The organism is Blastocatellia bacterium, from assembly GCA_025054955.1.
GTDB lineage: Bacteria > Acidobacteriota > Blastocatellia > HR10 > J050 > JANWZE01.
In genome coordinates this window covers 1-11,216 of sequence record JANWZE010000073.1, presented here as the reverse complement: position 1 = coordinate 11,216, position 11,216 = coordinate 1, and the positions used below count along the sequence as shown (strand labels likewise).

General features: G+C 56.7%; 8 protein-coding genes. 5 read left to right on the top strand and 3 right to left on the bottom strand.

Annotation, left to right across the window (positions count from 1 at the left end; translation table 11 throughout):
• Positions 1 to 75 precede the first annotated feature (75 nt).
• The 3 genes from NZ823_10070 to NZ823_10060 all read right to left on the bottom strand — a co-directional run bounded on the left by NZ823_10070 (position 76) and on the right by NZ823_10060 (position 5,518).
• Positions 76 to 2,955, bottom strand: a complete 2,880-nt coding sequence (locus NZ823_10070; GenBank protein MCS6805471.1) for a DEAD/DEAH box helicase — start codon at positions 2,953 to 2,955, stop codon at positions 76 to 78.
• A 1,013-nt stretch (positions 2,956 to 3,968) separates the two neighbouring features.
• A complete protein-coding gene (gene nrdR / locus NZ823_10065) occupies positions 3,969 to 4,439 on the bottom strand; it encodes a transcriptional regulator NrdR (protein MCS6805470.1) in 471 nt (156 codons plus the stop codon).
• On the bottom strand, positions 4,436 to 5,518 hold the full coding sequence (locus NZ823_10060) for a flippase-like domain-containing protein (GenBank protein MCS6805469.1): 1,083 nt from the start codon (positions 5,516 to 5,518) through the stop codon (positions 4,436 to 4,438). The genes nrdR and NZ823_10060 overlap by 4 nt, the downstream gene beginning before the upstream one ends.
• Before the next feature lie 269 nt (positions 5,519 to 5,787).
• On the opposite strand from NZ823_10060, the gene NZ823_10055 reads away from it, so the two are divergent.
• The 5 genes from NZ823_10055 to NZ823_10035 all read left to right on the top strand — a co-directional run bounded on the left by NZ823_10055 (position 5,788) and on the right by NZ823_10035 (position 11,104).
• A complete protein-coding gene (locus NZ823_10055; protein ID MCS6805468.1) occupies positions 5,788 to 6,369 on the top strand; it encodes a sigma-70 family RNA polymerase sigma factor in 582 nt (193 codons plus the stop codon).
• 1,217 nt (positions 6,370 to 7,586) lie between these two features.
• Positions 7,587 to 8,336, top strand: coding sequence for a hypothetical protein (locus tag NZ823_10050; GenBank protein MCS6805467.1), 750 nt, complete (start codon positions 7,587 to 7,589; stop codon positions 8,334 to 8,336).
• A gap of 83 nt (positions 8,337 to 8,419) precedes the next feature.
• The gene (locus NZ823_10045) at positions 8,420 to 8,620 is read left to right on the top strand and encodes a hypothetical protein (GenBank protein ID MCS6805466.1); all 201 of its coding nucleotides are present in this window, start codon (positions 8,420 to 8,422) and stop codon (positions 8,618 to 8,620) included.
• A 159-nt stretch (positions 8,621 to 8,779) separates the two neighbouring features.
• On the top strand, positions 8,780 to 9,928 hold the full coding sequence (locus tag NZ823_10040) for a glycosyltransferase family 4 protein (protein MCS6805465.1): 1,149 nt from the start codon (positions 8,780 to 8,782) through the stop codon (positions 9,926 to 9,928).
• A gap of 69 nt (positions 9,929 to 9,997) precedes the next feature.
• Positions 9,998 to 11,104 (top strand): glycosyltransferase, encoded by a 1,107-nt coding sequence (locus tag NZ823_10035; protein MCS6805464.1) that lies wholly within the window; start codon positions 9,998 to 10,000, stop codon positions 11,102 to 11,104.
• Positions 11,105 to 11,216: the final 112 nt, after the last annotated feature.

The window sequence follows — 11,216 nt, the reverse complement described above, 5'->3', positions numbered from 1 at the left end:
GTTCCCCAGCCAGGAGCTGTTCCAGCGTATCCGGCCCCAGAAGGCCGCCTTCGATGCGAATTGCAGGGTAGACGCTCATGGCTGCACCATCGGTTGTAGAATGAGAATGCCCAAGAGGTCTGGCGGGAACTGCGGCTTCACCTCGAGGCCCCGTACCCGCAAGGAGACCGCCTGGCGGATCCGCTTGTGCGTGTGTTCCAATTGTCGAGCTCTCTCTTCGATCTTGCTCCTGATCCCTTTTTGAAGCTTGTTGCCTCGGCCCCATTCCCCGCTCGCCATTCGCCATTTGCCCAAATGGTCCAATTCCCGTTGTACCAGCTCTCGCTTTTCGCCGAGCGGGATATTCGCATCGGGCTTGGCTTCGGCCAGCAGGCGCAATGCCTCGCCGTCATCGAGCCACCGAATAGCCTTCTGCGCGCCGCTAGAGTAACCCATTGCGAGGACTTCCTCGGATAGGAGAAGCTGTGCGTGGGGCTGTTCAACGAGATAGCGCACCCGCAGAAGCAAAAGCGTGGTCAATTCGCTCACCATCCGCGTGCGAAGCGCTCCGCAGCGAGAAGCTGCGGCATTGCCGTGCTCAGTCAAGGCGTTTTCCAGTAAAAAGCGCGCCAGAGTGGCCACGAAACGGTGGTTGCGGCCCAGATACTCGGCTCCCTCCGGCGTTGGGGAGTCGAAACTGATAAGCCAGCGGCCACTCTTGGCGGCGGGAAGGGCGAGCCGAATAGGATCTGGAACCGTCGCGACCGCATCTGGCGACACACCCACGCGTAACACACCGAGCCGGCGATCAGGTGTTATGGTAAGTCCCACACGCTGCGCAGCGGCAAGCACGAACTCCCGCACAGCAGCCGGATCGCCCAGTACAGCGTCGGTCGCTTCCAGTTCGCGCTGGACTTCTTCGGGCTTGAGCGCGCGCTGGGCAAACCGCGTGCGGTTCACCCGCTCGCGCTCGGCGTCGCGTTCCCAGCGGCGGTGAAACATGTCCACCTCAGGAATGCCCAGGCCCAGCACAAGCTGGTACGGGCTCTGATTTCGCTTACGGAGGAACAAGGCTTGAAGAACTGCTTGCGTAACGCTTTCGCTCTCCTCGGGCACGGGCACATGCGTGCCGAGCGTTCGGTGAATCTCTCGCGCCTTGTTAAGCAGCACATCAATCACGACGCCGTCAATTGGATTGTCGCGCCCGAAGAAGCGCACGGCTTTGACCACTTTCGACGGCTGGCCGTAACGGTCCACCCGACCTTCGCGCTGCTCGAGGCGATTGGGGTTCCAGGGCAGGTCATAGTGCACGACAGCGGTAAACTTCTCCTGAAGGTTGACGCCCTCCGAGAGGCAGTCGGTCGCGACGAGCACACGAGGCCAGTCAGGATCAATCTCTTCAATTTTTGCCTGCCGCTCGTCGTCGCCCATTCGCCCCGTGACGCAGACGACCTGAACGTCTTGCGATAGCGCTTGACGCAGGTGCTCGGCCACGTATTCGGCGGTGGCGACGTAGCGGCACCAGAGGATGGGATGGAACCGTTCGCCGAGGAGCTTGCGCACGATCTCGGTTGCCCGGCGAAGCTTGGTGTCCTCGGCAGACCCGCGCAGTGCTTCAGCGGCTTTGGCCAATTCCCGCAGTCGGCGGCGATCGGCGTCGTGCAGGGTTGCTTCGGTTGCCTCTAGCGGCGGTGTCGGGGTCTCATCGTCAGTGCGGTCCTCCGCCGATTCGAAGACGAAAGGGCGAAACACCGACTCCGGTTCGTCGTCCAGCAAGGGGCCAGCGCGATTTGTCAGCGCCACCACGGCTGCCGCCGGGCTCGACATGACGCAACGCAGAAGCGCCAGCGCGCCCCAGTAGCGCACGCGCCGTTTGCGCTCTTCGAGTCGCTCGCCCGTCTGCACGATCTCTGAGCAAAACTGGTAAGTCCGCTCGAACAACTCGCGGTAGCGGTCCGATAGCTCGTAGGTCTCGTCGGCCGGTTCACGCTTAGGGAAAGGAGCTACGGTCTCCCACGTCGAAAGGATGTCGGCCCGCGTGCGCTGAACGAAGTGACGGGCAAGCTCAATGCGCTGCTCTTCGGCGAGGTCGGCGATATTCCACTCTACGAAATCACGACGGAGGAGACCGAGGAGCGAGCGAAAAGCCCCCTCGATGCCGGAATGCGGGGTCGCCGTGAGCAAGATGAGATGACGCTGCTCGTTCTTCGCTACCTCCCGCAGCAGCGCATGCCGTTCCTGCTGGCTCTGCCCCTGCGCTTCTGCTGCGCCGTGCACCTCGTCCACGATCACGAGTTCGGGGCAAAACTGGAGGAATTGATGACGGTTTCGATCCGTCTTCATGAAGTCAATGCTCGCCACCTGCACCGGGAAGTGCTCGTAGATGCTTTTGCCCGGCGGAACCTGCCGCTCCAGTTGAGCGATGGTGCCGGAGCGAATCACCACGGGCTCAAGATTGAACTTTTGGGCAAGCTCGCTGGCCCACTGCTCGCAAAGATAAGGCGGGCAGAGCACGCAGAAGCGACGAATTTCTCCCCGATCGAGAAGCTCTCTTGCGATCAACAAGGCTTCGATCGTCTTGCCGACCCCGACGTCGTCGGCGATGAAGAGCCGCACCGGATCGAGCCGCAGCGCCATCAGCAGCGGCACGAATTGGTAGACGCGCGGACGAATCGAGACGCGGCCGAGCGAGCGAAACGGTGTCGCCCCTTCGCGCAGCGTCAGGCGCGCCGCCTGCCAGAGCAGGTGTGCACTCACGGCGTCGGAAATGTCGTCGAGCGTGGGTAGAGGAAATGAGGCCGATTTGACATGCTCAAACGGAAGCTCGTAACCAACCAGGTTAGCGAGGCCGTTATGAATTTTTACCACGTCATCTTCCAACCCTGTCAGCGGACGTACCAGCAGAACGTCTTGCTCCTCGCTCGGTAGCAACACCCAGTCGCGGTTGCGGAAATGGACAATGGCTCCAGGATTCATCTGCCCTCCCAATGGCATCTTTCACTGAGACAAGCTGCGGGTAACGTACTCCACCCATTCAAAGGTGACGTTGCCCAGTGACGCCTTATCGCATTTCCAGGGTCAGTGCTTGCACAGACGCTCGTTGCCCTGTCCGGAAAAATTGAATAGCAGCTTGAAGTGGATGAAATCAGCCTCCCTCTCACAGTCACCTCCTCTTAAGGAAATGCGGGCCAATCATACAACAGTTGGTTTTGAGCGTCAAAAACACAGCAGCCCGCGTGGCCGGGAATTTTCATGCGAGTCGCCCATGAGCTTACGTTCACCACGAAGGATGAAAATGGTTATTTGCAGAGGAGTCGGCCATGAACTTACATTCACCACGAAGGATGAAAATGGTTATATGCAGAGGAGGGAGAGGAGTCGGGCGGCCACGGCGAGCCGCCCGTACAGGGTGGCTCTGGGCTCGCGTTTTTGCCAGGAAAGCGGGCAGGCAGGGAGGCCTGTAGGGGGGCCTCGCTGTGGGCCCCCGCGTAGAATGCGTGTGAGTGGATAGGACCGAATTCTTCAACCCGCAATTGGTATCACTCTGTCTCCATCTGTGTTCATCGGTGGTGTTTCCGAGGAAACGCTCAAATGTTATTTTCAAGCGAATCGCCCATGAGCTCCGCGCTCACCAGGAACGATGAAAATACAATTCTTTCGTGAGGTTCGTGTGTTTCGTGGGCTACTTCCTGAGGAGTCGGCCACAAATTGCACCGATTGTCACCGAGAGGACCATCGGTGTGAATCTCTGAAATCTGTGGCTATTTTCAGAGGAATCAAATCGTGGTCTCTTGGGGGAGAACCTGTTACAGAATTTGAGCCGCTGGCCTAATCAAGATTGCCACCGTGAGTTGGTGTGAAGCGAAGTAGGTGAAGGGTCACTGCATCAGGTGCGATGCTTTCTCCCCCCACACTTTCCTGAACAACGCGCAGCGGCGCATCCAGCTATGATGCAATTGGGCGCGCAGCGTCCCAATGCGCTATCCGTGCTATTTCGATTTCCGTTCTTTGCGATGGACCAGTTGTTTGAGTTCGGCCATGAATTCAGAGACATCTTGAAATTCCAAGTAGACCGAGGCAAAGCGAACATAAGCGACCTTGTCCAGCTCTTTCAATCGCCGCATGATGAGTTCGCCGATCTTGCGTGTGGGACGCTCGCGTTCCGGCGAATTGCGCACGAACGATTCAACGGCGTCCACTACCGCTTCGATTTTGGTGATGGGGATGGGGCGCTTTTCGCAAGCTTTCAAGATGCCGTTCATCACTTTCTGTCGGTCGAAGACTTCGCGCGTGCCATCTTTCTTGACGACCATGTAAGGAATTTCATCAATGCGCTCATAGGTGGTGAAGCGTCGCCCGCATTTGGTGCATTCGCGTCGGCGACGAATCAGATCGCCTTCGCGCGATTCGCGCGAGTCAACAACTCTATCTTCGAGGTGTCCGCAATACTGACATTTCATGGTTTTGCTCCTATGACCTGCACGGGTGTGCTGTTGGTTGCGCTGCCGCTTGTTGGATTGAGTGGAGCCATCTCGTGAGCTATCATCGCGCGCAGGTTTTTGAGTGAAATTCCATCGCGAATCAAAAAGTACACACCGAATAGGAGAGCGGTTCCGAAGCCGACCAGGTGCATAGCGATGGCCATGCTTGCAGCCTGGTTACGCTCGATGTTCAACGCCATGAGACCAACCATCGTCGCCGTATGAAAGGCGCCTGCTGATCCGCCCGGCGTTGGCACAAGCGATCCCAGCATGGCAAATCCGAGTATGAAGACAATGGAGGCGGGCGACAACGCGACGCCAAAGGCTCTGACCAATGTCCAGAAACTGAGCGTCACCAGCGCCCAGAGCAACAGTGTATAGCCGGCCGTGATCAACAGCTCACGCGCATTGTGGAGCACATGCAGTCCATCAGCCAGATGACGTAACAGATTCAACAGCACCTGCCGAAGCTGGGCCGGTAACCAGCCCAGCGCGCGGTTGACAACGCGCAGCACGTCGTCCACGTGGAGCCGGAAGTAAGAGAGACCGGCAATCAGAGCGCCTAACGCGATGAGCAAGCCAAATCCAATCTGACGGACGTTGGCCAGTTGCTGATGATCCGTGATGCGTGGTTGAAATGCGGCCAGGTCCAGCGCGAACAACAATGCGACTGCGGTTGAATCGAATAGCCGCTCAATCATGATGGTGGCCAGCGTCGCGCTTGGTCGCAATGGCTCGCGCAGACTCAAATAAAGCGGACGAGCCACTTCGCCGACGCGGCCCACGACGAATATACTGGAGAAACCGACCGTTGTAGCAGCAAACAGATTACGGAGCGAAGGTTGTCCGATGGGTTCGAGAAATGCTCCCCAGCGCAGTGAGCGAACCACGTAGGTCATCATGATGGGCACCATCGAGGCAATGGCCATGCCCCAATGCAAATCCCGATAATTTGCCTTGATTTCAGCCCATTGCAGCCCTTGAGCAAAATAGTAGATGAGTATGACTGCTACGACCAGCCAGGCCAGGAATTTCAATGTTGGACGTTGAGTACGCACTCTGGTTCGACGGGCAAAAGTAGCCGAAAACCTATCGGCCGGTCAAGCAAGAGTGCAGGCCGCAGACCTCCGGGCACAGACCGCTCGTCAGTCTGAAGACCGGCTCCGGGCGCTGTGCCCAGGCGGGCAAGGGCAGCGGGTGAATCGCGCTGCGGACGGACATGAGATGGCAGACGTCTCTGATTTGAACTCCTGTTGCGTGGATTTCGTTTTGCCAACGCCGCCAAAAACAATCATAATAGGGGCGACGTTGAACAGTACGAAGTGGTATGGGAGCGACGGTAGCGTTGGTCAATGATGATGTCCAGTTAGTGCGGCGGTGTCTGGCTGGTGATGACGCTGCGTGGGAGGAGATCGTCCGGCAGTATTCACGGCGGATCTACAATCTCGCTTATCGGTTTGTCGGCAATCACGAAGCCGCCGAAGACCTAGCCCAGGAAGTTTTCCTGCGATTGTATCGAACACTAGACCAGTACAACCCGGCTGCTGGGAATTTATCGAACTGGCTGATGCGCGTCGCGCGCAATCTGATCATAGACGACTGGCGCAGACGCAGCCGAACACCCGCGGAAAGTAGCGATGATTTGGAAGTTCACTCGTATCGTTTGCAAAGTCGCGTTGAAAGCCCACAGAAGCTTGTTGAACGGCGCGAGCTGAGCCAGCAAATTCAAAAGGCGATTGATAAACTCTCGCCTGACTTGCGAACGGTGATTATTCTGCGCGACATAGAAGAATTGTCGTATCAGGAGATCGTGGCTACTCTGAAGATTCCCGAAGGCACAGTCAAATCTCGCATCAATCGTGGACGCATCGAGCTAGCCAAAATACTGCGACGGATGAAGGTGATATGATGGTCGTCATCAATTAGCAGCAAATGTGAAAGTGCGACGAGTGAGTATTCGGAGCACACGTTGCCTGCTTCGCTTCGCCGCGCTGTGGCCGAGCATGTGTTTATCCCAGTAGTCCGAAGAGAGGCCACGTGTGAACCAGCAGCCGGGAGGGGATTGAAGCCTTGCTTTGGAAGGATTGGCGTCAGGATGCGGGCGGCCACAGCGAGCCGCCCGTACAGTTTGACACAGGCGCTGCAAAGAGGATTGCGAGGGAAAGGGGCCGGGAGGGGGATTCAAGCCTTGCTTTGGAATGGATTGGCGTCAGGATGCGGGCGGCCACAGCGAGCCGCCCGTACAGTTGGTCTGAAGAAAGGCCATGTTTAATGAAGCGACATGAGGCGCAGCAGTAGAACGTCCCAAGCGGCCGTCTCCGATTTTCTGATTACGACGCTCATTTCTGCTGAGCCGCGCAAGCGGCCCGCAAGAAGGTAGCCAGACGTGCAACGTCTGGAACTGCAGGCCGAACAATAGTGGCGCGTTGAAGACGCGCCAGAGCCGCGCCCTGGAGCGATTTTCAATTGTCTTCAGCCGGAGTCCCTGCATCTTGCAGGCTCATGCACGCCGGCGTGCGCCTCCGAGGATAAACTCATTGGCAAACCGCTATAGCGGCCAGCGATTGGACAGCATGAACGAGCTGCTGAGAGAACGGGTCGCGCTGTTGAATGCGCGAGGGATTAGAGGATGACGGCTCCCAGGCGTTGCGCGTCTGGTTACCCTCTTGTGAGCGGCTGCCGCCGCCTGAGTAGATGCCGGAGGAAAATCGCAAATTCGCGCTCAATCAGTTCAGGTCTCGCCATGCTGTTTGGCTCTGTCAACGTGGTCTTTTTCTCCACGATTGGTATTAGTAGATTTTCCGTGGTTGCTTCCGTGAATGAGACCTGCCGATCTGTAGTTGTATCGGGGAGCCGACAAGGTCAATAGATTTTTGGTGGCCGCTTCCGTGAATGACTCACCTGTGGCCGTTGGCGTGTGTTACTGAATGGGCTGCCTGATCGAAATCGGGCTACGGATCGGTGGCATGGTTGGGGATCAACTGTCCCGGCCTAGCGACTCAAGCGGGATGGCTGCCGCACCAACAATGATTGGGGCGAGTCAATGGCAAAAGATGCTTGAACTAAATTGCCTGTTTGGCCGTAGTCGGCAGTGGACTTGAAACGAATACCGGATGGATCAGAGGCATGGTCAGATGTTTTTATCATCCAGAGCATCGAGCGACAGCGCGATGTGAAATCTGTGGCCGTCCACTGTGTCCCATCTGCGACCACCGCATCAAGCGACGGGCGTATTGTCAGGATTGCATTGTGCGCGGCGTCCAGATGTTGCAGGCTGCCGGCCCAGCCACTCCGGTCCCACCGAGCCGCTCACGTTTCTCGCCTGTGCTGGCAGCATTGGCCGCGCTGATCCCCGGATTGGGAGCAGCTTACAACGGGCAACGGGCGAAAGCGTTGACGCATTTCCTCGTGACGGTGGGCTTGTTTCAGATGGCTGAGTTGACGCGGCTGGAGCTATTCGGGTTCGGTGGAGTGGCATTTTATCTGTATTCGATCATGGATGCCTATCGCACAGCTCGCGCTATCGAACATGGTCTGTATCCGGCTGAGCCGGGCGAGCCGTTGCGGGGCTTGCTGCAAGAGAATGTCCGTACATGGGCCGGTTTGTTGATTGCTCTTGGTATCGTCTTTTTCGTGGCAACAGCTTTCTACTGGTCGGGCGGCTTGATGAGTCGCGCGATACTTGTGCCGGTGATATTGATAGGGTTGGCCATCTATTTGCTGTGGCGGGCGCGTCGGCCCCACCAAACGGCCGAGGTGGTTGATGCCACGTCGTACCCCGTGATGATGCCAACAACGCTTATTCCCCCCACGGCAAAACCGACCGGACCCAGTGACTCGTCACCGGAGCCAACCGGGTCAGACCGGCCTGATTGAAAGCCAAGGAGCGAGATGTTGCGTTTCGCTGGAATTGAATGTCATGCAGATCAACTCAGTTCAATTGAGGAGGACATAAGCCTATGCAGGTGTTGAAATGGATCGGCGGCATCATTGCCGCGATTGTCTTAATCAAGATTGCTTTTGGCTTGCTGGCGATGCTTGCTGGATTGGTGAAGTTGCTTGTGTCGGTTTTGTTTCTCGTCATTGCCATCGCCGTCGCCATCTCTATTTTCAAGTTTGTATTTCGCGCGCTCAACGGCGAGGGTCGCCACACAGGTTAAGGTAAGGCGCAGTTGATGGCCTGATGCTGCTGCGCGCCGTCACCTCGTCTGATGGCCTGATGCTGCTGCGCGCCGTCACCTCGTCTGTTCATCACCTTATCAGCGTTGCGGCGTCCCTTGCCGTCATCAGCGGGAGTCCGTAATATAGGGCTCTCGACCATGCGAATTGGGATTGACGCGCATGCCATTGGTGGCCAACTGACGGGCAATGAGACTTATGTCAAGAATCTCATCGTCGCTCTGACCGAGATTGATCAAGAGAATGAATATGTGTTGTTTTTCACTCACGCTGACTTGGCGCGACAGTGGCAAGAGCGATTGCCGCGCGTTCGCGTTCATTTGATTCGACCTCACACGCCCTATGCGCGCATTCCGTTCAGTTTTCCGCTGGCCATCTATCGTACGGGCATTGATCTATTGCACGTACAATACACAGCGCCGCCGTGGTCTCCCAAGCCCGTTGTGACCACCATTCATGATTTATCGTATGAGCACTTCCCGCAATTCTTCACGCCTCGAGAGCGTTTCTTCTTTAAGCGCACTATTCCACACACCGCGCGCAAAGCGGTTAAAGTTTTGACCGGTTCCGAATACTCGCGGCACGATTTGATCCGCACCTATAGCCTCCCTCCAGAGAAAGTTGTTGTGACGCCCTACGGAGTGGCTGAGCAGTTTCAACCGGTTCGTGATCACGAGCGGCTGGCCACTGTTCGGCGACGGTATGGCATTGAACGACCGTACCTGTTGACAGTGGGAAATCTGCAGCCGCGGAAAAATTTGGCTCGATTGATTCAAGCTTACACGCAGGCGCGAAGCTCTGATGAAGGATTTCGCTGTCAGTTGGTGATTGTCGGGAAGAAGGCGTGGCTGCATCAACATATTTTTCACGAGGCGCACCGCTCGCACTATGCCGGAGACGTCATTCTGACCGATTATGTGCCGGATGAGGACTTACCGGTTCTATACAGCGGCGCCGTGGCGTTTGTTTATCCATCCATCTTTGAAGGGTTCGGGCTGCCAGTGTTAGAAGCGATGGCCTGTGGCACGCCTGTGGTGACCAGCAATAGTTCCTCGTTGCCGGAAGTGGTGGGATCAGCCGGCCTGATGGTTGACCCATACGACACCGACGCATTGGCGAACGCTTTAGCGCGAATTGTCGAAGATGAGGCGCTTCGACTCCGGCTCTCAGAAGAGGGGAGGCGGCGGGCCGCTCGCTTTACCTGGCGTCGCACAGCAGAGTTGACGTTGGGCGTCTACTATGAGGTGCTGGGCCTCAGCGCGCCACGAAAGGCATCGTCAAAGGTATGAGAATTGCCATCATTCATCCATAACCATTCTGCCCGCAATTCAGTTCTACCGAGAGGCATCGTCGAGGATATGAGAATTGCCATCATGGGCACGCGCGGTATTCCCGCCAATTATGGCGGCTTTGAAACGTTCGCCGAACAATTGAGCATACGACTGGCGCAGCGTGGTCACGACCTGACCGTCTATGGCCGCAGCCATTACGTCACCATACCCGAACGTGTCTATCAAGGTGTCAAACTCGTTGTGTTGCCGACCATCCGGCATAAGTATCTGGACACAGTCGTCCACACGTTTATTTCAGCCGTTCATTCTTGGTTCAATCGTTACGATGTCGTGCTCGTGTGCAACGCGGCCAATGCGTTGGCGACGGGCTTGGTTCGGCTTGCTGGTCAGAAGACAGCCATTAACGTTGATGGCATCGAGCGCCGGCGCAAGAAGTGGAATTGGCTCGGTCAGCTCTACTATCTGCTGTCAGAATGGCTCTCGACCAAAATTCCTCACGCTGTAGTGACTGACGCTGGTGTGATCCAATCTTACTATCGCTCACGTTATGGCAAAGAATCAACGATGATCCCTTATGGCGCGCCGATCGGTCGCGTGCGCAATGCGGATGGCCTCAAACCATTTGGTCTAGAGCCGGAGCGGTATGTGCTATATGTCAGCCGTCTGGAGCCGGAAAACAATGCCCACCTGGTCATCCAGGCCTTTGCGCGGATACGGACTGAGCTCAAGCTGGTGATTGTTGGCGACGCACCGTATTCCCACAGCTATATCCGACAACTGAAGGCGACGACTGACCCGCGTGTGGTCTTCACCGGTTATGTGTTTGGCGAGGGTTATAGGATTTTGCAACAAAACGCCTATTGCTATGTGCACGCCACCGAAGTGGGAGGGACACATCCGGCGTTGATCGAAGCGATGGGCGCTGGCAATTACGTCATCGTCTTCGATACGCCGGAAAACCGCGAGGTAGTTGCTGATGCCGGTGTGTTTTATCGCAACGTGGATCAGCTCGCCGCTCTGCTCCAGCATGCGCTGGATGCACCTGATGAAATTGCCTCGTATCGTGAGAAGGCGATGATGCGGGTTCGCGCCTCTTACAACTGGGAGATTGTGACGGATCAGTATGAGCAGTTGTTTGCTCGATTGATGGAGCAACCGTCGTCCACGCGCTGATAAAGGTTTTTCATCACATCGTCTGTTGGGCATGATTGGCGGTTGTGGTGGTAACAAGAACCGCTCGATGCATGATTCGTGTCGAAAATAGCTGGGGCTAATGGCCCGGCAG

Bases quoted from the DNA above. Each gene is read 5' to 3' on its own strand.
- NZ823_10070 (MCS6805471.1), bottom strand. From the start codon at position 2,955: ATGAATCCTGGAGCCATTGTCCATTTCCGCAACCGCGACTGGGTGTTG.
- nrdR (MCS6805470.1), bottom strand. From the start codon at position 4,439: ATGAAATGTCAGTATTGCGGACACCTCGAAGATAGAGTTGTTGACTCG.
- NZ823_10055 (MCS6805468.1), top strand. From the start codon at position 5,788: ATGGGAGCGACGGTAGCGTTGGTCAATGATGATGTCCAGTTAGTGCGG.
- NZ823_10050 (MCS6805467.1), top strand. From the start codon at position 7,587: ATGGTCAGATGTTTTTATCATCCAGAGCATCGAGCGACAGCGCGATGT.
- NZ823_10045 (MCS6805466.1), top strand. From the start codon at position 8,420: ATGCAGGTGTTGAAATGGATCGGCGGCATCATTGCCGCGATTGTCTTA.
- NZ823_10040 (MCS6805465.1), top strand. From the start codon at position 8,780: ATGCGAATTGGGATTGACGCGCATGCCATTGGTGGCCAACTGACGGGC.
- NZ823_10035 (MCS6805464.1), top strand. From the start codon at position 9,998: ATGAGAATTGCCATCATGGGCACGCGCGGTATTCCCGCCAATTATGGC.